Annotated in this window: 23 protein-coding genes; 5 read left to right on the top strand and 18 right to left on the bottom strand. The window is 61.2% G+C overall.

The features are described 5' to 3' along the window. Positions 1–51 precede the first annotated feature (51 nt). The 3 genes from D4A92_RS02595 to D4A92_RS02585 form a co-directional block, all read right to left on the bottom strand. Complete coding sequence (locus tag D4A92_RS02595; protein ID WP_203017915.1) at positions 52–1,029, bottom strand: efflux RND transporter periplasmic adaptor subunit; 978 nt, start codon at positions 1,027–1,029, stop codon at positions 52–54. Between the two features lie 9 nt (positions 1,030–1,038). Next, complete coding sequence (locus D4A92_RS02590; protein ID WP_203017914.1) at positions 1,039–1,239, bottom strand: YgaP family membrane protein; 201 nt, start codon at positions 1,237–1,239, stop codon at positions 1,039–1,041. A gap of 101 nt (positions 1,240–1,340) precedes the next feature. Next, positions 1,341–1,658, bottom strand: a complete 318-nt coding sequence (locus D4A92_RS02585) for an ArsR/SmtB family transcription factor (RefSeq protein ID WP_006724804.1) — start codon at positions 1,656–1,658, stop codon at positions 1,341–1,343. A 131-nt stretch (positions 1,659–1,789) separates the two neighbouring features. Between D4A92_RS02585 and D4A92_RS02580 the strand changes: the two genes are divergently transcribed. The 4 genes from D4A92_RS02580 to D4A92_RS02565 all read left to right on the top strand — a co-directional run bounded on the left by D4A92_RS02580 (position 1,790) and on the right by D4A92_RS02565 (position 4,222). Then, positions 1,790–2,125 carry a beta-lactamase hydrolase domain-containing protein gene (locus D4A92_RS02580; protein ID WP_203017913.1) on the top strand — a complete coding sequence of 112 codons (336 nt, stop codon included), beginning with the start codon at positions 1,790–1,792 and terminating at the stop codon, positions 2,123–2,125. Between the two features lie 123 nt (positions 2,126–2,248). Beyond that, entirely contained in the window at positions 2,249–3,136 is an 888-nt protein-coding gene (locus tag D4A92_RS02575) for a MarR family transcriptional regulator (RefSeq protein ID WP_203017912.1), read from the top strand. A gap of 177 nt (positions 3,137–3,313) precedes the next feature. Beyond that, positions 3,314–3,784, top strand: a complete 471-nt coding sequence (locus D4A92_RS02570) for a chemotaxis protein CheW (RefSeq protein WP_076393487.1) — start codon at positions 3,314–3,316, stop codon at positions 3,782–3,784. Between the two features lie 213 nt (positions 3,785–3,997). Then, a complete protein-coding gene (locus D4A92_RS02565; RefSeq protein WP_203017911.1) occupies positions 3,998–4,222 on the top strand; it encodes a hypothetical protein in 225 nt (74 codons plus the stop codon). A 6-nt stretch (positions 4,223–4,228) separates the two neighbouring features. Here the strand turns inward: D4A92_RS02565 and D4A92_RS02560 are convergent, their stop codons facing one another. The 15 genes from D4A92_RS02560 to D4A92_RS02490 form a co-directional block, all read right to left on the bottom strand. Next, positions 4,229–5,317, bottom strand: coding sequence for an alginate lyase family protein (locus D4A92_RS02560; protein ID WP_203017909.1), 1,089 nt, complete (start codon positions 5,315–5,317; stop codon positions 4,229–4,231). A 3-nt stretch (positions 5,318–5,320) separates the two neighbouring features. After that, a complete protein-coding gene (locus D4A92_RS02555) occupies positions 5,321–8,068 on the bottom strand; it encodes a tetratricopeptide repeat protein (RefSeq protein WP_246754014.1) in 2,748 nt (915 codons plus the stop codon). A 26-nt stretch (positions 8,069–8,094) separates the two neighbouring features. Then, positions 8,095–8,730 carry an alginate O-acetyltransferase AlgF gene (locus tag D4A92_RS02550; RefSeq protein WP_203017906.1) on the bottom strand — a complete coding sequence of 212 codons (636 nt, stop codon included), beginning with the start codon at positions 8,728–8,730 and terminating at the stop codon, positions 8,095–8,097. Then, on the bottom strand, positions 8,727–10,097 hold the full coding sequence (locus D4A92_RS02545) for an alginate O-acetyltransferase AlgX-related protein (RefSeq protein ID WP_203017904.1): 1,371 nt from the start codon (positions 10,095–10,097) through the stop codon (positions 8,727–8,729). The genes D4A92_RS02550 and D4A92_RS02545 overlap by 4 nt, the downstream gene beginning before the upstream one ends. Continuing rightward, positions 10,094–10,873 (bottom strand): hypothetical protein, encoded by a 780-nt coding sequence (locus D4A92_RS02540; protein ID WP_203017902.1) that lies wholly within the window; start codon positions 10,871–10,873, stop codon positions 10,094–10,096. Before D4A92_RS02540 ends, D4A92_RS02545 begins: the two co-directional genes overlap by 4 nt. Then, positions 10,866–11,993, bottom strand: coding sequence for an alginate O-acetyltransferase (locus tag D4A92_RS02535; RefSeq protein WP_203017900.1), 1,128 nt, complete (start codon positions 11,991–11,993; stop codon positions 10,866–10,868). Before D4A92_RS02535 ends, D4A92_RS02540 begins: the two co-directional genes overlap by 8 nt. A 13-nt stretch (positions 11,994–12,006) precedes the next feature. After that, the gene (locus D4A92_RS02530; RefSeq protein ID WP_203017898.1) at positions 12,007–13,455 is read right to left on the bottom strand and encodes an MBOAT family O-acyltransferase; all 1,449 of its coding nucleotides are present in this window, start codon (positions 13,453–13,455) and stop codon (positions 12,007–12,009) included. Between the two features lie 2 nt (positions 13,456–13,457). Continuing rightward, positions 13,458–14,966 (bottom strand): NosD domain-containing protein, encoded by a 1,509-nt coding sequence (locus D4A92_RS02525; RefSeq protein ID WP_203017896.1) that lies wholly within the window; start codon positions 14,964–14,966, stop codon positions 13,458–13,460. Between the two features lie 9 nt (positions 14,967–14,975). After that, positions 14,976–16,391, bottom strand: a complete 1,416-nt coding sequence (locus D4A92_RS02520) for a mannose-1-phosphate guanylyltransferase (RefSeq protein WP_203017894.1) — start codon at positions 16,389–16,391, stop codon at positions 14,976–14,978. A 59-nt stretch (positions 16,392–16,450) separates the two neighbouring features. Beyond that, a complete protein-coding gene (locus D4A92_RS02515; protein ID WP_203017892.1) occupies positions 16,451–17,572 on the bottom strand; it encodes a pilus assembly protein PilZ in 1,122 nt (373 codons plus the stop codon). A gap of 18 nt (positions 17,573–17,590) precedes the next feature. Further along, positions 17,591–19,066, bottom strand: coding sequence for a glycosyltransferase (locus D4A92_RS02510; protein WP_203017890.1), 1,476 nt, complete (start codon positions 19,064–19,066; stop codon positions 17,591–17,593). 11 nt (positions 19,067–19,077) lie between these two features. After that, entirely contained in the window at positions 19,078–20,397 is a 1,320-nt protein-coding gene (locus tag D4A92_RS02505) for a nucleotide sugar dehydrogenase (protein ID WP_203017888.1), read from the bottom strand. 245 nt (positions 20,398–20,642) lie between these two features. Then, positions 20,643–21,287, bottom strand: coding sequence for a LuxR C-terminal-related transcriptional regulator (locus D4A92_RS02500; protein ID WP_203017886.1), 645 nt, complete (start codon positions 21,285–21,287; stop codon positions 20,643–20,645). 185 nt (positions 21,288–21,472) lie between these two features. Next, positions 21,473–21,706, bottom strand: coding sequence for a hypothetical protein (locus D4A92_RS02495; protein ID WP_203017883.1), 234 nt, complete (start codon positions 21,704–21,706; stop codon positions 21,473–21,475). 223 nt (positions 21,707–21,929) lie between these two features. After that, entirely contained in the window at positions 21,930–22,655 is a 726-nt protein-coding gene (locus D4A92_RS02490) for a ParA family protein (RefSeq protein ID WP_203017882.1), read from the bottom strand. 362 nt (positions 22,656–23,017) lie between these two features. Between D4A92_RS02490 and ytfQ the strand changes: the two genes are divergently transcribed. Next, positions 23,018–23,980, top strand: a complete 963-nt coding sequence (ytfQ, locus tag D4A92_RS02485) for a galactofuranose ABC transporter, galactofuranose-binding protein YtfQ (protein WP_203017881.1) — start codon at positions 23,018–23,020, stop codon at positions 23,978–23,980. Positions 23,981–24,031 lie beyond the last annotated feature (51 nt).

The raw sequence follows: 24,031 nt of genomic DNA, 5'->3' as shown, positions 1-24,031 counted from the left end.
GCGTATCGTCATCCGGTTCCGGCCTATTGGGGGATCTGTCGACGGGAGTGTTCATTCTGTCACCACGATATCGCCGGCCACGAGGCCCGAGAGTATTTCGACCTGCTTCTCACCGTCGATCTCCAGAGGCCTGCCCGCGACCACAGCGCGTTCGACGATCTTGTCGTTTTCGCGCACGGCGACGAAGTTGACGCCTGACCGGTTCGACAGGGAGGTTGCCGGCACCATGAGTGCCCGGCGTTTGCCGATCGGCAGTTCCACCAAAACCCTTGCCGCGACGAAATCGGTATCGAGTCCGTCGACCTCGACATCGGCTGTCACCCGGCCGCCTTCGATCAGCGGATAGATCTTCACGAGTTCGCCTTCGAGCGTCGTGCCGCTCGCTTCGATGCGGATCGGCGCCCCCTGTGTCAGGTCCTGTGCATGACGCTCGGGGATTGCGAGCCGCAGGAAGAAGCCGCCGCCAGCGATGGTCGCAATCGTCTCGCCAGCCATGACGACGGCATCGCGGGTCACGGGAACGGCGATGATGCGCCCTTCAGAGGGGGCGAGCACTGCGCCTTCCGACGCTTGCTGGACCAGTACGGAGCGCTGGGCTTCTGCCTGGCGTACCTGGTTGGTCATGACGTCCAGCTGGGTCTTCAACTGATCGAGGCGCTGGGTGCTGGTGGCGCCACTGCGCACCAGCCGATCGGCACGATCCAGTTCGACCTCAGAATCCCGCAGAGAAGCATTGAGGCCCTGTAGCTGAGCGTCGACGGCCTTGATCTGGAAGTCGATCTTGTCGTCCTTCACTTCGGCGATCACATCGCCAGCCTTGACGATGTCGCCTTCGGTGACATTCAGTTCGACCAGGGTGCCTCCCAGCCTTGTCCGGGCCAGGACGCTGTTGCGCGGCTGGATCTGGCCGTAGACCGCCTTCATCTCCGTGATGTCGACAGCTTCGAGTTTGAGATCAGCGGCATGGCTGACGGTCAGTCCCATGGCAGTCGCTGCCGCAAAAAGGGCGATGAAGGCGGATTTCGGCATGACTTGACCTCAGAATGCTGTGCCGGGGCGCAGCCCCAGCTTGCGGAAAATCGTGGCCGCCGGGCAGAAGCCGGTGAAGGCCGATTGCATCATGTTCACGCCGATAAAAGCGGTGAACCAGACGAAGCCCGGATGCACGAAGTATGTCAGCAGGAGGGAAAGCAGGATCATGAACCCTGCAAAGACGAGAACGGCGCGATCGATCGACATGTTTTTCTCCTTAAGATACATATCTACGATGATACGTATATATTAGACAAGCCTGTGTCAAGCCGCCATTCGTAGAATGGATGACGGTGTCGGCTGCCGCGTCAGGCGGCGCAGTCGGAGGTTTTACAGAAGCTGTCGTAGAGGGTGCCGATGATCGCGCGCGCCGGTTCGCTCTCGATCCGGTACCAGATAGTCTGGCCGTCGCGCCGCCCCATGATGATCTTCTCCCGGCGCAACAGTGCCAGATGCTGAGACACGGTGCTGTCGCGGATCCCGAGGAATTCGGCAAGCTGACCGACGGAGTGCTCGCCGTCGGCTAGGCGGCAGAGGATCAGCAGTCGATATCGATTGGATAGCGACTTGAGGAGTTCGCTGGCCATGTCGGCACCAGCTTTCATCTGTTCAGGATCAATCTTCATAGATACGAATATATATGAGAAATCCGGACTGGCAAGTGTTGACACGGGGCCACAGAACTAAAATATATAAAAAACGTTATATGTTTTGACCTCGGCGTATGAAGGTCAGCGCCCTCAGGAAAGGACTTGTCATGAGCATCCGCAGCATCGATCCGAGCTTTCATGTCACCGGACAGATCAAGCCGCAGGAGCTGCAAGCGATTGCCGAACTCGGCTTCAAGGCCATCGTCTGCATGCGGCCGGACAACGAAGGCTTCTTTCAGCCGGCCTTTGACGAAATTGCAAATTCAGCCAGTGAGGTCGGGCTCGATGCGCATTATCTGCCGGTCGTCCCAGGCTCCATATCCTTTGATCAGGCGCGCGAGCTAAAAGCGATCATCAGCCGGCAGTCGGGACCGATCCTCGCTTATTGCGCATCCGGCCAACGATGCGCTGCTGCCTACGATCTTGCCAAACGCGTTCCCTGACGCCGAGCGAGCCGTCATACTGAGCCTTAAGGCCTTCTTTGATTAGGGTTGACTACTAGATTTACCAATCGACGGCGTCGGTGAATTGGCCTCCTATGCACAATTCTGATCTGGAGTTGCGCCATGGATCAATTGCGTGCCGAACTTGATCGGGACCGACTGGTGGTCCATCCCGGTGTCGAGAAGCATCTTGGCGAACCTGTGTGGCAATTGGCGAGCGGCTATCTTGCCCATCCGGGCTTCGACAGGGCGGTGCTCGCCTATTGCCGCAGCATGGTGGAGGCCAGTGCATTCCGCTGGCCGGCCAACAAGATCTTTGCGCAGAAGATGCGCTACATCACCTGCTACATGCTGATCGGGATGTGGGTCCGCTTTGACGAGGGGACGGGTCCTGCACCGACCATGACCCTGCTGCAGACCCTGGTGCCCGGCAGCGCTCGCCAGGTCAGCGATCTCATATCGGGCCTTCGGGCCGGTGGCTATGTCGTGGCAGAACAGAATGCACGAGACAGGCGTGAGATCAGGTTGCGGCCCACGCCGTCCCTCATCTTGGAAATTGCCCGTTCCCCTCTGGCCTTTATTGCAGCGTCCGCCCTGCTCGAACATCACCCGCTGCGGGAGGCCCTGGACGCCGATATCTCTCGTGTCTGCCGCCTGATTGGTCGATCGACCACGGCCTTCCAGTCCATGGATGTGCTTTTCACACCGTTCGAGACGGTCGTCGACTTCACCGGTCGCGACAGCGGATATCTCATTCTTTGTGCCGTTATGGGTGCCCACCTGGCCGGTGCGCTGGGTGAAGACTGGCCGCTTGCGCTCACCTATGATGCACTGTCGCAGCGGTTTCAGGTGTCTCGCCAGCACGTCGGAAATGTACTGGCGATCGCGACGACGCAGGGGAGGCTGAGCCTTCACGGTGGTCGGATCGGCGCGGTCGAGTCCTCGCTGCTGCAAGAATTTTCCTGGTGGAGTGCCGGACAGATGGCGCATTTCACAATGCTCGCGCGATGACGGCCATGTCTGTGGCACCAGTTGCGGATTCTCCTGATTGATTTAGATATTCTTTAATTACTGGTGGGCTAAATTGATTTGGAGTGCAGAGCGGGCCTCTGCCGCCGGGATCCCCGGTGAACCAACATCGTGACAAGCTGCCAGCCGACGCAGGCTCGCAGCAGGAGGAAATCGCAGATGAATACGACGTCGAACGCCGCCGATGCCCTCGAAATCATCGCCTTTCGGCTTCACCAACAGGAGTTCTGCGTCAAAACGACATCGATCCGCGAAATCCGCGGCTGGGCACCGGTTACGCCCATCCCGCACTCGCCCTACGAAGTCCTCGGCGTCATGAATCTTCGCGGGACGGTCATCCCGATCGTCGATCTCGCTGTGAAGCTCGGAATGCCGGCGGCCCAGGCGACGGAGCGCAGTGCCGTTGTTGTCACCGAAGTCAACGGCATGACCGTCGGTCTGCTGGTCGACGGCGTCTCCGACATCCTGACAGTGTCTGGCAGCACGCTGCAGCCTCTTCCGGCCGCGACCGGCCCGAGTGCAGCCTTCTCCGACGGCATCATTGCCCATGACAAGAGCATGATCTGCTTCCTTAGCCTCGAGCGCATGTTCGGCGATGACGACCCGTCCGCCTGGGGCATGGCTGCCTAATTTAACTCCGGGGGCGCAAAGCCCCCGTTGAGTCTTCCGGCCGACGCTGACTGATCATCACACTTTGTTTGCCATTCTGCTCGAAAGCGAGGTGCTTGGGCGCGCCGCTCACGAGGAATTGCGACTTTTTTAAGTGTTTGGGGCCAGCTTTGATGGCGAACGGCTTCCGCAATGCCCATGTTTGTAGCAGGATGTCGTCAGAGGAGCATCGAGGTGACGCAGTCCCCGCATAACCCGACCGAAGACCTTCTGAGCCGCCTGGGCGAGGCGCTGGCGGGCACGCATGGCCGCGAGCGGTCGCTCGACGCCGTCCGTTCGCTCGTCCAGCTTGAAGTTCAGGACTGGCAGATGGACTCTGGCGCAGACGCTAGCGTGGCAGGTGCTGCCCGAAGCGATCAGCCCCTGATTGGTCATCGTATCCGGCTGTCCTCGGACTGACCCTGATCAGTTCTGTACCGTCATGGTGCAACTGATCCTTTGATCGTCGTAGAGATTGGTCTGGTTTCCGCCCAGCTTCGAATTTGAAAGCGGTCTCAGCGACGCGAATTCCTTCTCCATGTCCAGATCGTTGGTGAGCGCCACATAGGGTTCCAGCCAAGCCAGTGACGTGAGGTTGTTCTTCAGCCCCGGTTTCACCGTCTGGCTCTTGCCATTGATCTTCTGCACGATCTTCGGGTCCTTCACGGCCTTGACCGAGAAGTGCGCCATGGTCCGCAGTTTGTCGAGATCTGCACCGCCCTTGCCGTATCCTGCCTCGCAGAGCCTTGCGACGGAGGCGACCAGCGGCGTCATGGCGTGCAATTGGTAGTGCAGGGCATAACGCTGGCGATTCATTTCCAGCGGCAGGCTGCCATCGGTCGCCGCATTGGTAATCATGGTGTTGTTGCTGAGGATCGACCATTCGACGAGACCTCGGTCCCGGTTGAGCACCCCGACCTCGCCGACAGCCATGCTGGCCCAGGCGCGCAGGTTGTTGCGGGCAGCCCCCTTGGTCGCTTCGTTTTCGAAGAAGTAGACGATCTCCTGTGCGCGCTTCTGCAGCCACTTCTCCACGATGCGTTCCCGGTCGTGAAGCCCCGGAACCTGGTCACGGCTTTCGGCAAAGAGGATGGCGAGGCCGCCGATCCGTGCTGGTACCGATAGTTTGGCGTTGAATGTGCGCATGTCGTTGAGAGCATCCGCCTTCGCCCAGGCGTAAACAGAATCCACGACGCAGCGGTGATAGGCGCGCCTTGTCGCGATGTCCTTCTCGGTTTGGGCCTTCGAAACGACCTTGGCGAGATTTTGAATGAACTGGTCTATCGGCTTCAGAGCCTTGGTCACGGCCGCGTCGGACTCTTCATCGATGTCGGAGCGATTTTTGGAATCCGCTTCGTAGCGACTGCCGAAGCCGAGACTCATGACCGGCGTAGGCGTCTTGAAGCAGGTCTCGTCTGCGGCCTGCGCCGCTGGCGCCGCTGCCATGGCGGCTGTGATTGCGAGCAGCGAGGCTGCGATATGGCGGTTCAGTGTCCAATGGGTGAGATCGGCCAATGCTCAGCCCTCCGTTCCTGCGTTGTTGAGCTTCAGGACCTGGGTGGCTGCGGGATGCCCGGCTTCCGCCGCGCGTGCCATCCAGGCTTGTGCGTCGTCGAGAGCCGGGCGCGTGCCCAGCCCGTAGGCGTAGGATTGCGACAGGAGGAACATGGCCTCCGCATCGCCCGCCTCTGCCGCCTTCTTCAGCCAGTTGAAGGCGGCGAGAATGGACTTGCTGTCCTTCGCATCGCTGCGCAGAAGTTTTGCCACTTCGCGCATGGCCACCGGCTGGCCGTTTTCGGCCGCCTCCTCATAGAGCCCGCGCACGTCGATGCGCTGCGATACCTGACGACGGATATCCGGCTTCATATTGGCCAGCATGAGGAGTTTTTCGGGCACGTCCTTGATGTCCGAGCTGTCCACGAGATCCACGAAGATGTCGCTTGCCTTCTCGGGGTCGTAGCTCTCGGTCGCGTCGTTGGCATAGTATTTGACGAGGCGATAGAAGGCGGCCGGCTCGCCGCCGAGACGCGCTTCCTGATAGAGTTCAAGCGCCCGTTCCCGGGTCTTCGGCTGATTGAGCGCCATGTAGACGTCGGCGATCTTGACCTTGCGCCAGGCGTCGTCACCCGCAATGTGGCTTGCGATCGACAGCCAACGCTCGGCATCCTGGCGCTGATGCCGGATGGAGAACTCGGCCAGAGCCATCGTGTCGTCGTAGTCGCAGCGCTGCGTGCTGATCGCCTGGTGATACAGGCGTGCCTGATCCTCTTCCGAGGTCGCGTTTTCAGCCAGCAGAAGTTGCGCCGACATGTCGCCGCGACCGCGCATAACGTCACCAAAACGCTGGAGTGGCGAGGAACTGGTCTCGACGTTGGAGCCCTCCAGGTCCTTCAGCAGCCCGACGGCCCGGCCCGAACCGGTCTCCGCGAGCGGCATCAGGATCTCCCTGGCAAGGGCGACGCTTTCCGGATCGGTCGCGTAGTTGTTGACGAGAAAGCGAGCAAAGCTCAGGCCGGCATCGACGGTCATGCCTTCGCCGGTCATCTGGATGCTGCGCTTGGCATCGTTGATGCGGCCTTTCTCCAGGTTCTGCTTGAACTCGAGGAGTGCCGCTTCGACGGTGGCACCGCGCCGAACTTCCGCGCGCTCCGCCCAGAATTTGAGAACCTGATCGGAATAGCCCGCCCCTTTCAGGTAGCGCTGATAGAGAGCCAGCGCGCTGGCCCGCCCATAAAGTGCCTGGGTCTGGATAGCCGCAATAACCATCGGATCCTTCAGTTCCGGCAGCTTGTCGATCTGTTCGGGTGCCAGGTTGAGTGTCTTGTTGCCGGCGCCCGCCTCGATGTTCGACCAGTACTTGGACGCCTCGATGTCGGGGCCTGCCGGATCCATGCAGAGATAGACGCGCTGCAGCTTGGCAATCGCATTGATTTCGCCGTTGATGTGGATCGCGCCGGACAAGAGGTCGGTCGAACGGGCGATCGTTTTGGGCGACAGGTCTTCCCTCATGAGAAGCTCTGCCAGGTCGATGCCCCCTTCGATGTCGCCGCGCTTGACGGCCTCTTCCAGGAGCGGTTTGACCTCCGCTGCCGATTTCCAGATGCCGTCACGCGCCTGGATGACACGCGCGAGGCGGGTGTAGGCCCATGGCGGCGGGTCGTTGCGGGCGATCAGCCGGCGCAGGAGGTCTTCATAGGCAGCCGCATCTTCCGGTGACCGGTCCTTGGTCTGTTCGAGCAGTTGCGCCTGCTTGATGATGCCAGCCTGGTTTCCGGCGGCTTCCGCCTGCTTGAAATAGTCGAAGGCCTTCTTTCTGTCGCGCGGCAGGAGGGCGCCCTCGGCATAGAGGCGGCCCATCTCGAGGATCGCGGACATGTTGCCGCCGTCGGCTGCCTTTTTCAGATATTTGAGAAGGACATCGTTGTCCTTGACGATCTTCTCGCTGAGCAGATTGAGTTCGGCGACTTCCCAGGCTGCGGCCGTGTCGCCGAGATCAGCGGCGAAACGATACCAGGCCATGCTCAGCTGCGGGTCCTTCACCACCACTTCGCCATCGTCATACTCGCGGGCCACGCGGCTGATGCGGTCGCAAATGCCTTCGTCGAGAACGCCGACCAGCGAGCCGAAGGCCATGTTGACGGCAAGTTCGGGTTCAATGTCCCAGCCGTCCACGATCTGACCCTCTTCGGTCATGCGGGCGAGATCGAGGATCGCATCGGCGTTGCCGCCATAGGCCGACTGGACCTTCATCTTCAGACCGGCCTGCTTGTCCTGGGCGATGCCGCGGCCTTCGATCAGATAGTCGGCGACTGTGTTGAGCGAGCCTGCCGGATGGGAGCCGGCGTCGATGAGCTTTTGCACTAGGCCCTCGTCGCGCACCTTGTCGCCTTCGCCCTTGGCCAACATCAGTTTGACACGATCGAACAGGGCGTCTGTTTCGTCGTAATTCTTCTTGACCGTCGGCATCAGCGCCTGGATGCGGGTGATGATCGGTTCGAACCTGCGCGCATCGAGATCGCGCATGCGGTTCATGTCGCGGGTGATCGCGAAGGTCGCTCGTTTGGGCAGGGCCTTCTGATCCCAAGCCGTCCATTCGGCGATCATGTCTTCGTCGCGGACGCGCGGTGCGCAGACCGCCTGCTTCGGCAGTTCGACATCCGGCGGTGCGAACCGGACGTCGATGGCGGCCGAGCGCCCCGGGGTTCCGGCGGCCATCGTCATCACGCCTGCCATCAGCAGCGACTTCGCCATTCTTGCAATCGTCATGATAAACCTCCGGAACCTGTCTTCAATTATCGGGCAATGGTGCTGGGAACGGCGACTGCGTCGACCTGATCGCCTTCGCCGGTGACTACGATGGTCACACCGGCGAGCCGCTTGAATTCGACCTTGTCGAGCTTGGCGAGATCCTTGTCGCCTTCGCGAACGACCAGATCGACGGCAAGCGGTGCTCTGAGCGCCACGGACTTCGAGCCGCCGCTGTCGACATCCGAAACGGCTTCTGCGCCTGCCTGGGGCACGAAGAGATCGATCGCGGCCTTTTCGGTGAGGTTGTAGAGCGAAAGCGTCGCCTTGGACGGATTCTTGGTCATGTCGTCGACGACGGTCGTCGCACCCGCCTTGGTAACGACGACGGAATAGAACTTGCCGGCGCTCGCCTTGATGCTGCCTTCGCCGAAGCTGGAGGAGACAGGAATGTCTCCGGGGGCGACAGCCACATAGGGCGAGACCCCCTCTTCAAGCTGGTTGAAGGCGCTGTTCTGCACGGATGCCGTCGTCGCACCGGGTGCAATCACCCGGACGAAGGCGGAGTTGGGATCGAGCGGCTTTTCATAGAGCCCGCCGTCGTCGGCGAAAGCCGCAGTCGAGAGGGCAAGGGTGGCCGCAAAAGTTGCGAGGGCGAAGCGTGTGGGGACCTTGGTCATCATGACTGTTCTCCAGTTTTGGTCTTGCAGATGGATAGGGTGGTGGTGTCGTCGATCGGGGCGTCGAAGCTGACGGCCACTTTCTCGATCGAACCTTCGGGGAAGCCGCCGAGCGAAAAGAAATAGCGGCCGGTGGAGCGCAGGCGGTCACCGCGTTCGATCGAGCGGGTGCGCACGGTGCCGTCGGCGCCGGTCAGGGTGAAGGTGGCCTTGCGGCTGACGTCACTGCCGATATCGGCAAGGATGACGTCGCCTTGGCTCAGCTTCATCGTCGAAAGATCGGCTTCGACCGCGTTGTTGCCGCTGGCATTGGCGGGAATGGCGGGGCTGCATTCGCCGAGCGATGCGGCGACGATTTCCGCCCAGGGGGCTGCACCATACTGGCCGAGATTGTTGTAGATCGGGTTTTCCCAGATCAGGAAACGAGGACGGCGCTCCTGGAACTCGCGGGAGGTGATGTAGGAGAGGATCGAACCGAACTGGTTGCCGCCCGAGATCGAGTAGTTTTCGACCGGGATGCTGCTCCAGTGCTCCAGATAGCCCGAGAAATTGCTGATCGGCTTGTCGGAGTAACTGGTGCCGATCAGGGCAATGGCGGTCTCATCGCCGCTGCCGAAGATGTCCATGGCGCCTGACTCGGCTGCGTCATCCTCGACGCGCACAGCCTCGTAGGTGTGGGCCGTCACGGTCGGCACATGCGAGATGCAGTGCTTCTGCAGCATTTCGCGCATGCTCGAGAATTCTTCCGGCGGTGGCACTTCCCGCATGTCGAAGCGGACCGGGGTCACGTCAGCATAGGCCGGCAATGCCTTCAGCCGGTCGCCGATCGCCTTGGCTGCGACGTCTGCGCCGTGGGCCGTCCAGTGGAAGTCTGCCTGGAAGAAGGAATACTCGCCGAAACTATTGCGATTGTTCTTTCGCATCGGCGTGGCGATGTCGACGGCAGCGACGCCCTTGTCGTTCAGGCGGCGAACGACGTCGTCGTAGATTTCCGTGGCGATCCCGGCATCGAAGCCATAGAGGGAGGCGCGCTCCGGCACGAGCTCCGGAAGAACCTGCGACTTGGTGGGAAGCGGCACATAGATCAGGGTCGTGCCATTCTTCTCCAGAGCTTTCGCCATGGCGGCAAGATGATCGACCGTCTGATCGGTGAAAGCGTGCTGCAGGCGCAGGTCGGCGAGGATGCGGAAGAACATTCCATCCTGGCCTTCGATCATCTGGAGCTCGGCGATTTCCTCCAGGCTGCGGCATCCGTAGCTGGAGGCGGCATCGCCTTCCGGCATTTCGGCGCGGGCGTGATGGCCGGACGCCACGATGACGGCCGCAAGTGCGGTGCCGGCGAGTATGCGTGTCTTGCGAACGCGGGTCATGGCATAACCTCCATGTTTGTTTCACTGGACGTCGTCTCAAGCTGGGCCAGAAGGTTGCTGGCCGCCGCCTTCATCCCGATGCTGCCGTTCTCCTTGGCGATCGTCAGAAATCGGCTGGCTTGCTCGGTCTTTTCAGGCGTGCGGTCGCGATCGGAGAGGAGAAGCACGGCGAGTTTGAAGGCCGTGTCGCCGCTTTTATTGCCCTTGCCGGAGGCGAGCAGGGATTCCAGTTCGTCGCGCTTGTCGCCGAACCGCCGGCCCTCGCTGTAGAGCCGGATGAGACCGTCAACCGCCTGGTCGTTTCCTTTGCGTGCCTCCCGCCGAAGGGCTGCTTCCGCGCTTTCAAGATGGGAAGGCGCGAGCTCCAGGCTGTCGTTGCCGAGGATGTCCATCATGTGCCGCACCGCGTAGCCGCGATCATGGTAGGCGGCGATGGCGAAGTAGTGCAGCGCGTCGGTCGCGAGCTTCGGGTCTCCCTGTTTCTGGATCCGCTCGGCCAGCTTGAAGGCGCCGATCCCGTCCTTGGCATCAGCGAGCGCCTGAAGCTCCCGATAGGAAACCCGCTTGCCGGCCAGCAGCCGCTTTCGCGCCTCCTGCAAGGCGAGCGGCAGATGCGAGGCAGGCCCCATCGTCTTGCGCTTCACCGGTTTGGCAGGTTCGGCGGCTTCGGGCGGGTTGCGTGGAAAGAGGGGCTTGACCGCATGGGCGGGCGAGGCCGCCATCAGAGGCAATCCCATAAGGGCCGAGCAGAGCAGGCGGACGAGACGATCAGACATTGCCGCCCTCCGTCTTGGTCTCACCGTCTCGCTGCCAGAGCGTCTTGGTGCCGAGATAGCGGACCGGGAACTCCCAGACGACGACGGTCGGGGCGGTCTCGTCGAGCGTGGAACCGGCAAGCAGGTCCATCATTGGTACGCCGGGTCCGAGACCTTCCTTCGCCACGTTCGCGACATCGGCTTGCAGCGATTGGCGGAGGAAGTCGGCGAATGACCAGTTCTCGTTGGCGCTGTAGCTGGTGCCGACGAGCATGACCGGGACGGAGGAATCGTCGCCGAAGATGTCGGCGCCGCTTGCCGCCTCACTGACCCGCGTCCGGTAGATCGGCACGCTTTCCTCCGCCAGGCCGACCGTCGGTGCATAGTCTGGAGAGGTGACGAACTTGGTCAGATCTCCCCACAGGGTCACCGGGGTCTGCCACTGCGCGGTCAGATCCTGCGGGGCAAGATCTATGCCGCTCAGCTGAAGGCTTGACTGGACGGCCTCTGCTGCGGCATTGGCGCCGGCCGGCGACCAATGCGTGTCCGACTTCAGGAATACGTCGCCGAATGGTTTTGCCGTCAGCATCGTGGCGCGGGTGTCCGCGACGATGATCCCCTGTTTCTGAAGAGCAGTCGAAAAGTCGCGATAGGCGTCAGCCATGGCGGCGCTGCGGACGAGGGAGGGCACGTCTTCGGCATAAAGGTCGGACTTTGCCGGCAGCGGTGCGAGCACCAACTGGATGCCTCGGGCTTCAAGCTCTCGCTTGACTTCCACGATCCGCTGGACGGCGTCGTCAATGTCGCTGGGCGAGACGGTCTTGAATTCTTCTGCGGTGAAGAACCATCCGTCGTCACCGACGACGACGCCCTTTCGGCCCGCTCCGAGAAGCGCGTAGCGCGCGTTGCCGAACAGACCGACAGAGGCTGCGCGATGGGGAAGTTCATTCTTGTAGAGCGTATCGAGATCGCGTGTCGCCTCGCCGTCCATGACGTAGGAAAGCGAGAGGTTCCTCGCCTCCGAAGCCTGGGCTGCCGGGGAGGCCGCATTCGTCAGCAGGGCCGAATTCGCATAGAGCGCGTAGCCGAAGAAGGCGGAGGGCAGAAGCAGTGTCGCTGTGTACTGGCGCAGACTTGGCATGGTCTTGCTCCTGTCAGAACTGGAAATAGAGGAATGGTGAGGCCGACTGCTCGGCGAGGCGTGCGATCGTCACCGCCAGGAGAGCGGTCATTGCGAGCGGATAGGCGATCGACGACGTTGCAATCACCGTGCCATCGGCCGCCACCTGCGGTGTCCCGATAAGCGGCACGCGGTCCGGATCGGTCAGGTGCTTGAAGCGAGGCTCCATCACCACGGCCACGATGGCGATCATGATGAAGACGAGGTGCTCCTGGTTGACGCTTGCCAGGAATTCCAGGCTCGGCGCCATGCCGTTTAGTCCGAGCATGCCGGCATAGACCGAGAAGGCTTCGCCAACGCTTGCGGCGCGGAACATGACCCAGCCGATGACGACGAGCAGGAGGGTTGCCGGAACGGTGAAGGCTTTGTTGAGCCCGGCCCGGGCGTATCCCGTGTAACGCTCGACTGCCAACCAGCCGCCGTGCCAGGCCCCCCAGAGGACGAAGGTCCAGGCGGCGCCGTGCCAGAGGCCGCCGAGCAGCATGACCAGGAAGAGGTTCAGGTAGGTGCGCAGCGGGCCTAAGCGATTGCCGCCGAGCGGGATGTAGAGATAGTCGCGCAGCCAGGTCGAGAGGCTGATGTGCCAGCGCTGCCAGAACTCGGTGATCGAGGCGCTGACATAGGGCGTGTCGAAGTTGCGGATGAACTTGAAGCCCATCATCAGGCCAAGGCCGATGGCCATGTCGGAATAGCCGGAGAAGTCGAAATAAAGCTGCAGCGTGTAGGCGGCGGCGCCGAGCCAGCCCTCGACGAAGGTGACGTTGGCAGACGAGAAGGCGGCGTCCGCCACCGGGGCGATCGAGTCGGCAAGGAGGACCTTCTTCGCTAGGCCGATCGTGAAGACACCGAGGCCGGTCGAAAAGAGAGCGAGACTATGGGTGCGGGAGTGGAACTGGTCCGCCAGGTCCTTGAAACGCAGGATGGGGCCGGCGATCAACTGGGGGAAGAGCGCAATGAAGGCGGCAAAGTCGACGAAGTTGCGGGTTGCCGGCGTGTCCTTGCGGTAGACGTCGATGACATAACCGACGGCCTGGAAGACGTAGAAGGAAATGCCGATGGGCAGGATCAGGCGCCAGTGAACACCGAGTTCATCAGGCGTCGTGCCGAGCAGGGCGGCGAAGCTGTCGACGAAAAAGTTCAGGTATTTGAAGACGCCCAGAACCGAAAGGCAGCCCACCACACCGAGAACGAGGGGGATCTTCGCCTTGGCCTGGCCTTCCCACCGCTCGATCATCAGGCCACAGCCATAGGCCCAGGCCGTCACGCCGACGAAGAGCAAGAGGAAGTCCGGTCGCCACCAGCAGTAAAAGAGGTAGGACCCGATCAGAATGGTCCAGGACTTGAACCGGTCCGGGGTCAGGTAATAGGCGGCCAGGAACAGTGGCAAAAAGAGAAACAGGAAAGTCTCTGACGAGAAAACCATTGTCAGCTCCCGGTCTTGCAGTCCACCGGATCGGCGGATGACGTGTTGGCGTGAATGGTGAGGGCGCGACTGTCCGCATCGGGGCCGGCGGCTGCCCGCAGGAGATGCGGCACATAGGGGGCGAATTCGCCGTCGAGCAGGATCGGCGACTGGCCGCCAAAATCATTGGCCGTCAGCGCCACTTCGCTCGCTGCGCCGCCATGAATGCCGGACTTGTTGCCAGTAAAGACATTGCCGTCGACGACGACGCGGGCGTTCTCATCCTGGTCGATGATCGAGACACCCGCGCCGGCATTGGCGACGAGATCATTGCGCGACAGGGTCAGCGCGTGGCTGGCGCGCAGCTTGATCCCGACCTGGCTGTTCGACAGCACGATGTTGTCGGCGATCGTCACGCAGGCGCTTCGAACGACGGAGACACCGCCGCGTCCATTGCCCGACAGAAGATTGCCGGTGATCGCAATGTCGCGCGCATCGTTGGCGACGAAGATGCCGCTGCCGCGATTGCCGATCAGGATGTTGCCGGTAACGTCGATCGCAGAACTGGTGTTCTGCACATCGATCGCCTGGGCCTCGGTGGTGCCGGTGATCACGTTGTCCCGGATTTGTGCCCCGGTGACGCCTTTCAATGCGATGGCCGGGCCTGTTCCGCCGGAAAAGTGGTTGTCCGAAACGACCACCCGATGGGTGTTTTCGAGGCTGATGCCCGACATGTTCTCGAAGCTGCTGTCCGTCAGATAGGAGGCAATCTTGGAGGGGAAGAGGGCGGCGCCGAGCACGGAGAGGCCGCTGGTTGCGCCGGAACCGCCAAAGCCGAGGTTTTTGAAATGGGCTCGCCGGGCCTGCACGGCGCCGGTCATCGCAGTCGCCACGAAGGGACGGAAGGCGTTGAGACCCGGGTTGGTGCCGTCCGAAGCGGAGAGTTCGCCGCCGTCCACGGTCAGAAGCCCGGAATTCAGGATAAAGGCACCATCCTCCGTCGACAGCTCGAGCGACTGCCCGGGGGCAATCACCAGCGCGGAATCGGACCAAATGACGATCGGCCAATGGGAGACGACTTTCTCTCCCTTCTGCTCCAAAGCGCCGGGATGACTGTTTGCTGCTTCGGCCAGCAACTGGTCGAGCGTCATCGAGCCGCCGCGGATGAAGAGCGCCGGTGCCGCGCGGTTGGCCAGCGCCTTTTCGATCTCGACATTGAAATGCCTTGCCGTCTGCAAGCGCAGCTGGGCCAGCATGAAGTCGATGGGCACCGTATGCAGCTTCCCGGCGGTCGCGAGGCGGTCGAGGGCGAGGGGCGTTTCAGCGCCGTCCTGTCGAACCTCGGCCAAGCGACCGGAGAGGAGCGCGCGCAAGTCGTCCTTTCGGGAGGCGGGGTCGCGAAGCTGTCCTCTGATCTCCGAAACTGTCCGGGTCAGTCCGTCCACGTCAGCGTGGCCGAAGCTCTCGGCGCGCAGGCCGGGAGCGGTCGACGTCATCAAGAGTGTCAGAAGAAGAGGGAGCCCCTTGCGCATCGCCATTCCTCAGCTGTGCACGAGTTGCAGGGTGGCCACCGCATCGACGGATGCGGCGACAGCGACTTCGCAGACGACTTCGACCAACTGCATTTCGGTTTCCGGGCCGCAATAGATCGACGCCGCCTCGCCGGCTGGCACCTCGAAATTGTCACCCATGCGCAGCGGCCGTGTGACGGCACCGGTCTTCAAAAGCCCGGATCCTGTCGTCACCGTCACCATGCGGTGTGACGAGGCATCTTCTGCGATCGGCAGCATGGTGCCGGGGCGCAGCGTCATCATTCGCAGCTCGTAGCCCGGGCCTGATTGGACACGGCGGACCTCACCCCAGGCCATCTGGTTGCGCATGTGCTGGGCGAGTTCGCGGCGCTTGATGCTCTCAAGCTTCTTGACGATCTGCTTGACCTGCTGGGCCTGATCCCGCGTCGTGATGAGCAGGGCATCGTCGGTGTCGACCACGACCACATCGTCCATGCCGACAACGGCAACCAGCTTGCTCGATGCGCGCACATAGGAGTTGCGAGTGTCGATGCTGATGACGTCACCGCTCAGGACGTTGCCGTCATCGTCTTTCTCGGCGATGTGGTGCAGGGCATTCCAGGCCCCGACATCGCTCCATGCCACGAGCAGGGGAGCAATCACGGTGCGGGGCGAATGTTCGAAGACGATGGACTCGGTTGGCAGATTGGCGGCCGGCTGCAGTGCCTCGGCATTGAGATAGAATGCGTGCTCGGTCTCGAAGCCATGATCGAGCGCGTTCTTCACGGCCTCGAAGGTCGTTGGATCGAGGCGCTTGAACTCTTCGATCAGGACGTCGGCTCTGAAGAGGCTCAAGCCCGAGGCCCAGTAAGCGCCGCCGGCGTCGATGAGGGCCGTTGCGACTTCCACCGGCGGCTTTTCGATGAAGCTCGACACCTTGCGGGCGCAGGTGAGATCCTCGAGGGCGCCGCCGTCGACGATGTAGCCATAGCCGGTCTCCGGGTATTCCGGCGGAACGCCGAAGAGGACGATGTGGCCCTGTTCCGCGGCCCTGCGAGCGGCGAGCACGTTGGCCGGCAGGTCTCCCTTGACGATGTGGTCGGAGGGGATGACGCAGATCAGCGATGCCGGATCGGTCTTGGCAAGTGTCAGGGCGGCTGCGAGCACGGCCGGACCGGTGTTGCGCGAGATCGGCTCGGCGAGAACGCGGGCCGGGCACTTGAGGTCGCTCAGCTGGCGTAGCACGGTTGCGACATGGGCGCTGCTGACGGCAACGATCGGGTCAGCGAAGCCCGGCGCGCGATGGCGTTCCACGGTTGCGTGGAAGAAGGTGGTCTCCGAATTGCCGTCGATGCGCTGGAACTGCTTGGGATGTTCCGTGCGCGACAGAGGCCAGAGGCGCGTGCCGATTCCTCCGCAGAGGATAAGGGGATGAACGTCTTGCATGGCTGCTCCTGTGAATCCGTTGGAGTGATTGCGCGGGATAGTCTGCCTGGACGGGCTACTCAGCTTGCCGCTCCTTCGCTGAACCACTGGCCAAGCTTCTGGCGGAGCGTGAAGATGCGCTGGCTGATGATGCGGACGGAGACGGGGGAGCCGACGGCTTCGCTGCCGAGCTCGGTATTCGGCTCGATCAAGGCACGCATCTCGCCTTCGTTGCCAACTGCCGTCAGGGCTTCGACATTCTGTGCGAGGCTGCCGAAGGCGACCTGGCCGTCCGAGAAACGCAGTTCGGCGATGTCACCGGAGACGAGTTGCTTGGCCTGCTCGGCGGAAACGACGGCCTGCACGACCGGGGTTGCCGTTTCGTCGACAACCTCGACGATCGCGTCGCCGGCCATGACCGTCGAGCCTTCACCGGCGCGGGTCGGCAGGATGCGGCAATCGCAGGGCATGTTGACGCTGAGCGTCGTGCCGGAGACCGATTGCAGAGTGTAAAGCACTTCGCCGCGGGTCGCGCCGAGATCGAGATAGGAAATCTGGCCGCTTGCAATGGCGCGCAAGGGCTGGCCGCCGGCAGACAGCACCGCAAGCTGCTTCACCTCCTTGGAGAAGACGCGCTCGTAGATGAGGTTGGCGGCGATTCCGGCAAGGGCAAGGCTGAAGGCAACGGTTGCGGCCATCTTGAGGCCGCGACCGACGATGTTGCCGATGCTCGCCTGACCCGCCTGCTTCTTGCTGCCGCTGACTGCGGCCCTCTCTCGCAGGCTGATGATGCCGTCGACCGAGGTGATGTCACCCGCGATATAGCTGTTCAGGAGGTAGCGCAGGGTTGGCAGATGTTCGCCGGTCGGCTCGAGGAAATCGAGGCGCACTTCGCCGGTCTCGGCATGGGTGCGGCTGATGCGGACATCGACCTGCAGGGAAATCGTGTAGCCATCGAAATCGAAACGCAGGACGGCAATGCGCTCCTTGCCCTCAAGCTCCGGACCGGCAAGGCCGGAGACGGTGGCCGAAACGAGCGAAAGGCTGCGGCCGGTGAACTGGCGACCGTCGATCACGGTGACGAAGGGGATGTTGGTCTTCGGGTGTTCGGTGCCCGTGTCGAGCAGGATCGGGAAGCTTTCTGCCTGTCCGGCGTAGCCCGTGGAAGCGGTGTCGCGTACGGTCTTCGTTTCGATATCCATGGTTACGGTCCTTCGGGGTTAGATGATGTTGCCGACATAGGCCACGCCGAGGATGAGCCATCCGAGGGCAAGGCAGTGCATGTAGGTGGAGCTCATGGCGCGCCAGCGCTGGCCAAGTGGGATGGTCCGGTTTGAGCCGGAGCCCGACTGACGGGTCCATCTCTGGCGATCGAGGCGGAAGAGAATGAAGCTCTTGACGATCGCGCCGCCGACCTGGCTGAAATACAGGAGGAAGGGGTAGGTGATCGGGAGGCTCTCGCCGCGGAAGGCCATGATGACCGTGCAAAAGAGGTAGCGGGTGAACATGACCCAGGCGATGTAGATCGGCAGGATCCAGGGGCTGACGAAGAAAGCGGCCAAGAGGATGCTCGCGGGGCCGGCCAACGTCGTCCAGATCGACAGCGCCTGATCGAGGATCGACCACCAGGTGAAATAGCCGATGCGCGAGGCGGGAAGGGCGAGCGCCCGAGCGTTGGTGCGCAGCATGTTGCCGAACCAGCGGGTCATCAGCGTCGTGGCGGATTCGAAGAAGCCGTCCTTGGGCTGGGTCTCGATCGACAGGGTGCAGAGATCCGGCAGGTAGAGCATCTTGTAGCCGCGCTGCAGCAGCCAGAACCAGGTGGACTTGTCGTCACCGGTCAGGAAGTGGACACGGCCGAGACGCCAGTGGTCGATGAAATCGTTGCGGACGAGGTCGACGAAGCCGGGATCGGTCGCAAGGCTTGCGCGAAAGATCGACATGCGGCCGGTAAGGGTGAGCACACGTCCGCCCAAAGACATCGACGACATCATGACGTGGCGCTGCGAGAAGCGGAGGTCGAACCAGTCGCGGAAGAGGCGTCCGCCCTGGGTGTCGCTGAGTTCGTCGGTGGTGACGGCACCGATGCTCGGATCGGTGAAGAAGGGAATGCTGCGGTCAACGACATCATGGGGCACGCAGCTGTCACCGTCGACGAAGATGACGATGTCGTTGCGGCCGGGATTGAGCCTTGCGATCGAGCGGAGCGCGGTTGCGAGCGCGTCACGCTTGCCGGTACCCTCGATCTTGTCGATCTTCAGGCCGACGGTCGCTTCGCGGCCGGGATGGTGGAGGGCAACCGATGCCATGACCCGACGGATGAGGCGCGCATCTGCCTCATCGACGATGGAAGCGACAATGGTCGCGCCGCCGGTTGCCCTGAAGGCGGCCTCGAAGATCGAGCGATAGACGCGGGTCGAGATCTCAGGGGCGATCTTGTAGGTCGTGACCAGGAAGTAGGCATGATCCTTCAGACCCCGGGCTTTGTAGGCCTCGGCGGCCTGACGGCGCCGCCGAGGATAGGCGAAGTTCAGGAAATAGGCGGCCCGCGCCAGGTTGATCCCGGCCCAGGCATAACGCCAGGCGCCAATCAGTCCGACGGTGATCAGGGTGCCGGAGACTGCGGATACGGTTGGGTGCGGCACGCTGAGCGCCAGGATCGTCATGGACAAGAGATAGATGACGTGGGCCAGCATATCGGCGCTCCTTACCAGCAGATGCCCTGGTAGGTGCCGGACGAGCGAATGTCCGGCCGGATGCGCAACAGGTCGACCATCGGCACCTTATCGCTCGACTGGTCGAGAGCCTGCATCGCCTCGGCATAGTGATTGCCGACGAGGATGACATCCGAGGAGTCGATGAGGTCGTCGAGTTCTCCGACCAGCCGGTTCTTCAGGTCGATCGAAGTGTCGTTGCCGCGACCGGCCCCGCTCATGCCCTCGGCATAGGCCTGCTGGACGAAGGGATCGTAGATCTTCAGGTCATAGCCCTTCGCGATCAGGCGGGAGGCGAGGCTCGCCAGCGGGCTCTCGCGCAGGTCGTCGGTGCCCGTCTTGAAGCTGATGCCGACCATCCCGATCGTCTGGCCGCCCATCTGGGAAACCATGGTCTCTGCGCGGTCGATCTGGGCTTCGTTGGCTTCGAGGACTGCGTCGAGGAGGGCGCTTTCGACATGCGCTTCCTTTGCCAGATGGCGGAGCGCGCGCACGTCCTTGGGCAGGCAGGAGCCTCCAAAGGCAAAACCCGGGCGCATGAAGTAGGGGGAAATGTTGACCTTGAGATCCGAGCACAGGATCTTCATGACCTGCTGGCCATCGACGCCGCAGGCCTTGGCGATGTTGCCTATTTCGTTGGCGAAGGTGACCTTCACGGCGCGCCAGGAGTTGCTGGTATACTTGATCATCTCGGCGGTCGCGAGCGGCACAGAGTGGCAGACGCAAGGCAGACCGGCATTGATCTCGTGCAGGATCTTGTCGGTCGTTTCGTCGATCGCACCGAACACGATCAGGCCCGGATCGTAGTAGTCTTCGATGGCGGTGCTTTCGCGCAGGAACTCGGGGTAGTAGCCGACCCCGAAATCCTTGCCAGCAACCAGGCCGGAGGCGGCTTCCAGAGCGGGGATGCAGACCTTGTCCATGGTGCCGGGCACGATGGTCGAACGAACGACAACGGAATGGAAAGCCTTCTTGCGTGCGATCGCAGCAGCAATCGCCTCGCAGGCCTTGACGACATAGGTCAGGCCGACGGAACCATCCGGCGCACTCGGTGTGCCGACGCAGACAAAGGAGAGGTCGGTCGCGGCGATCGCCTCGTCGATATCGAGCGTGGCCCGGAGGCTGCCATTGGCCACCGTCATCTCGATCAGCGGTTCAAGGCCCTTTTCGACAATGGGGGTCTTGCCGCGATTGATCGTATCCACCTTGGCAGGATCTATATCCACCGCGACCACTTCATGGCCGTCCTTTGCCAGGCATGCCGCGGCGACGACGCCGACATAACCGATCCCAAATACGCTGATCCTAGCCATTTGCTGCCCTCTATCCGGTCGGCAGAACCCGAGCTTGGGGCTTGCCGATTGTTAACTTCCGTTAATGTCGGCTGTAGAATTGGCAGTATTGCTGTCCTGATCAAAGTCAGGAAAATACGACGTTTGTCAGGAATTTCCCGTCTTCTAAAAAGTAAATTTCAGAATTTCATGATAAATAGCAAATTAAAACGCAAAAAAGCCGCAATCAAAATGACGCGGCTTTTCTAATGTCTATGTGGGAATTACTAGTGCTGAAGCCAGCCTACGCTTATTGCATAATTTACAATATCTGATCTTGTCCGAAGATCGAGCTTTTTTATTGCTCTATACTTATATGTCTCGACCGTCTTTGCGCTTAGCTGAATGTCAGCTGCGATCTCTTTCATCGCTTTGCCGAGTGCCACATGGCGAAGGACGAACTCTTCCTTCATGGACAGCTTCCGCTGGTCGATTGCGCAGGGTCTGGACGGTCGATCCGACAGCGCGAGCACTGTTTCGTCGATGACGACATCTCCGGCATGGACGCTTTTGATCGCGCGCAGGAGGCGTGGGCTGGCAACCGTCTTCGTGACCACACCACTGTAGCCACGGTTTATATAGGTCTCTCCAGACTGCGTTTCTCGCGCATCACAATAAGCGATCAGCTTGGTCCTGGCGCGAAGGTCCTGCAGTTGCAGGCCGCATTCGGAGACCAGTCCGTCCAGGAAGTTCGGGTCTGCCACGATCACGTCGGGCTCGAGCTTTTCGATGGCTTCGCACAGCTTTTGATTGCGTTGCGGCAGGATAATCGCATGCAGTTGGCGGGTAGAGTTGATGAGGAAGTTCAGCCCGTCGATGAGAACCGGGTTGTCGTCCAGAACCAGCACCCTGATCTTGCTAGTGTAATCCATTGCAGCTCCAATCTTTCGACAACGCCACAAAACCCTTCTCCGGTCACAACCGGTTGAACAAGTCTCACCCACCTAGCCAAGTGCGGGAATGGTCCGGGAGAACGTCCATGGTGTCAAGATGTTGCAGTGCCGCGAAAATTCTAGACAAATTGTTGGGCTGCAAAATCCGGTTTTGGCGTGTCATGTCACTTTTGCGAAAAAATACGTATTTCTATCAGTGCATTAGTTGACTTCTCAGCGCGCCCCAAATCGGTTGCGAATGGTACCAATGCAATTTTGCGCTGCGAAAAATTGTATCTTTTTGGCGCACCAGCGGTCCTTTCGATAGCTGCTTTATAAGGAATGACAGATGAGAATTTCGCGTGGGCCGGGCTCAAGGCCACTATGAAATCCGGCAGGAATGTGGCGATTTCGCCCATCGCCCGCGTTGTTCCGTCATCTCTTACGTCGCAATCTCCTTGTTGCCTTTCACGACGCCTGACGGAATCGTGATTTGGCGAAGGCTAGAGAAGTTATCGGGCAAAATTGCAGCAGCGACATCGCTGTCGCAAAATGACCAGAAAACGAAAGGAGGCGCCGGGCTGTTGGCCGCGACGCCTCGCAAGAATTTCTGCTTCCGTTGGTTGTGTTGTGATGGAGCCCTCAGGCGGCGGTCTCCAGTGTCTGCAGATTGCGTCTTGCAGCGTAAGCAGGGGCTGCTGCCTTGCCAATATTGACGTGCGACAGGACCTCGTCGGCGAAGGCCCGTGCGTTCAGGATTGCCTTTTCGCCACCCGCGGTCGGGGCATTGTCGAGCTTTCGAAGCGGGCGATGCATGTCGAACATTTCCCGGAATGCGGCGCGTTCAGCAATCGGTGTGTCGAAGACGCGGATGTCCTGCTCCGACAGCAGACGCTTCACCGCCTGCATCGAACGAGTCGTGATGGCCGGATTGACCCGGGACAGGACGACGGAATGCGGAATGCGAATGCCCGCCTTGCGGTCGAGGTAGCGCAGGAGATCAAGCACCTGGGCGCCTCCCTGCGCGTCCATGCTCGAGCCCTGGATCGGAACGATGACGTGATCCGATAGTCCAACGGCCGAGGCGAGCAGGGGTGACTGGAGGCCGGGAAGGTCGACGATGACGAAATCCCACTGGCTGCGGCGCTCGTGGACGATCTTTTGAATGGTTGGTGCGGAGACATAGGTCTCGACGGAAAGCCTCGGCATCAATGCAGCGCCTTCGTACCACTTGGAGAACCACCGCTGGGGGTCGGCGTCTATCACGCAAACTCGGTAGTTGCGGTGGAGAAGTTCGGTGGCCAGAAGAAGGGCCGCAGTCGTCTTTCCTGCGCCGCCCTTCGTATTCGCGAAGGTGATCACTGCCATTTGGTATTCCTGTCTCGAATAGCGGGAGCCGGAATCGCTCATGCGGAGGCACAGCCATCGTGCATTGGGAAATATAAAGAAAACTGGTTAACAGGAAATTACGAAAATTGGGGAGGCGTCGCTGTAACCCCTGTATTTCAGGGCTTTCGCGTTCGCCTGCTTTGCCTATACTCGGCCAGTGCTTTTGGACCATGTTAACCTTTCGGCCCCCGAGGTCCTGACGAGGGGCTGCGAAGTGTAGCTCAAGCTTATGCTGCAGTGCACAACATATAATAGTACTTTTGGACTTTACAGGTCTCGAAGCTTTGCCTATGCATAATGCCAGGCACCGTGGAGGCGGTGTCTTTTCAAGGGAGGACATCATGACATTTCTTCGCAAGCTTGCGCTCAGCGCAAGCGTGATCGCACTCGGCTGCTCGTCTGCCATGGCTGCAGACCTGACCGTTGGCTTCTCGCAGATCGGTTCGGAATCCGGCTGGCGCGCTGCTGAAACTTCCGTCACCAAGCTCGAAGCTGAAAAGCGCGGCATCGAACTGAAGTTCGCCGATGCCCAGCAGAAGCAGGAAAACCAGATCAAGGCCATCCGTGGCTTCATCGCCCAGGGCGTTGACGCCATCCTGGTTGCTCCCGTCGTCGCAACCGGCTGGGAAGACGTTCTGACCGAAGCCAAGGAAGCCGAAATCCCGGTCATCCTGCTCGACCGCGGCGTTGACGCTCCGCAGGATCTTTACCTGACCTCGGTCGCTTCCGACCAGGTGAAGGAAGGCCGTGTTGCCGGCGAATGGCTGGTCAACACCGTCGGCGACAAGCCGTGCAAGGTGGTCGAGCTGCAGGGCACCGTCGGTTCGACGCCTGCCATCAACCGCAAGAAGGGCTTCGAAGAAGCGATCGCCGGCAAGTCCAACATCTCGATTGCTCGCAGCCAGACCGGCGACTTTACCCGCGCCAAGGGCAAGGAAGTCATGGAAGGCTTCCTGAAGGCCGAAAATGGCGGCAAGGACATCTGCGCGATGTATGCCCACAATGACGACATGGCCGTCGGCGCCATCCAGGCGATCAAGGATGCCGGCCTGAAGCCGGGCACTGACATCCTCGTCGTTTCGATCGACGCCGTTCCGGATATCTTCGCTGCCATGGTTGCCGGCGAAGCCAATGCGACCGTGGAACTGACCCCGAACATGGCGGGTCCGGCCTTCGACGCGCTCGACGCCTTCCTGAAGGACGGCAAGGAGCCGGAGAAGTTCATCATCACGGAATCCAAGCTCTACACGCCTGCGGACAACCCGCAGGGCGAGTATGACAATCGCAAGGGCCTCGGTTACTAAGGTAACCCTCCCGGCAGAGACCCCGCCCTCCCTGGTGGCGGGGTCTCTGTC

Source organism: Rhizobium rosettiformans, assembly GCF_016806065.1.
Lineage (GTDB): Bacteria > Pseudomonadota > Alphaproteobacteria > Rhizobiales > Rhizobiaceae > Allorhizobium.
This window is presented reverse-complemented; position numbering and strand designations above follow the sequence as displayed.

Bases quoted from the DNA above. Each gene is read 5' to 3' on its own strand.
- ytfQ (WP_203017881.1), top strand. From the start codon at position 23,018: ATGACATTTCTTCGCAAGCTTGCGCTCAGCGCAAGCGTGATCGCACTC.
- D4A92_RS02585 (WP_006724804.1), bottom strand. From the start codon at position 1,658: ATGAAGATTGATCCTGAACAGATGAAAGCTGGTGCCGACATGGCCAGC.
- D4A92_RS02570 (WP_076393487.1), top strand. From the start codon at position 3,314: ATGAATACGACGTCGAACGCCGCCGATGCCCTCGAAATCATCGCCTTT.
- D4A92_RS02545 (WP_203017904.1), bottom strand. From the start codon at position 10,097: ATGACCCGCGTTCGCAAGACACGCATACTCGCCGGCACCGCACTTGCG.
- D4A92_RS02520 (WP_203017894.1), bottom strand. From the start codon at position 16,391: ATGCAAGACGTTCATCCCCTTATCCTCTGCGGAGGAATCGGCACGCGC.
- D4A92_RS02515 (WP_203017892.1), bottom strand. From the start codon at position 17,572: ATGGATATCGAAACGAAGACCGTACGCGACACCGCTTCCACGGGCTAC.
- D4A92_RS02580 (WP_203017913.1), top strand. From the start codon at position 1,790: ATGAGCATCCGCAGCATCGATCCGAGCTTTCATGTCACCGGACAGATC.
- D4A92_RS02505 (WP_203017888.1), bottom strand. From the start codon at position 20,397: ATGGCTAGGATCAGCGTATTTGGGATCGGTTATGTCGGCGTCGTCGCC.
- D4A92_RS02550 (WP_203017906.1), bottom strand. From the start codon at position 8,730: ATGATGACCAAGGTCCCCACACGCTTCGCCCTCGCAACTTTTGCGGCC.
- D4A92_RS02525 (WP_203017896.1), bottom strand. From the start codon at position 14,966: ATGCGCAAGGGGCTCCCTCTTCTTCTGACACTCTTGATGACGTCGACC.
- D4A92_RS02490 (WP_203017882.1), bottom strand. From the start codon at position 22,655: ATGGCAGTGATCACCTTCGCGAATACGAAGGGCGGCGCAGGAAAGACG.
- D4A92_RS02510 (WP_203017890.1), bottom strand. From the start codon at position 19,066: ATGCTGGCCCACGTCATCTATCTCTTGTCCATGACGATCCTGGCGCTC.
- D4A92_RS02590 (WP_203017914.1), bottom strand. From the start codon at position 1,239: ATGTCGATCGATCGCGCCGTTCTCGTCTTTGCAGGGTTCATGATCCTG.
- D4A92_RS02495 (WP_203017883.1), bottom strand. From the start codon at position 21,706: ATGGGCGAAATCGCCACATTCCTGCCGGATTTCATAGTGGCCTTGAGC.
- D4A92_RS02500 (WP_203017886.1), bottom strand. From the start codon at position 21,287: ATGGATTACACTAGCAAGATCAGGGTGCTGGTTCTGGACGACAACCCG.
- D4A92_RS02575 (WP_203017912.1), top strand. From the start codon at position 2,249: ATGGATCAATTGCGTGCCGAACTTGATCGGGACCGACTGGTGGTCCAT.
- D4A92_RS02555 (WP_246754014.1), bottom strand. From the start codon at position 8,068: ATGACGATTGCAAGAATGGCGAAGTCGCTGCTGATGGCAGGCGTGATG.
- D4A92_RS02540 (WP_203017902.1), bottom strand. From the start codon at position 10,873: ATGTCTGATCGTCTCGTCCGCCTGCTCTGCTCGGCCCTTATGGGATTG.
- D4A92_RS02535 (WP_203017900.1), bottom strand. From the start codon at position 11,993: ATGCCAAGTCTGCGCCAGTACACAGCGACACTGCTTCTGCCCTCCGCC.
- D4A92_RS02530 (WP_203017898.1), bottom strand. From the start codon at position 13,455: ATGGTTTTCTCGTCAGAGACTTTCCTGTTTCTCTTTTTGCCACTGTTC.
- D4A92_RS02595 (WP_203017915.1), bottom strand. From the start codon at position 1,029: ATGCCGAAATCCGCCTTCATCGCCCTTTTTGCGGCAGCGACTGCCATG.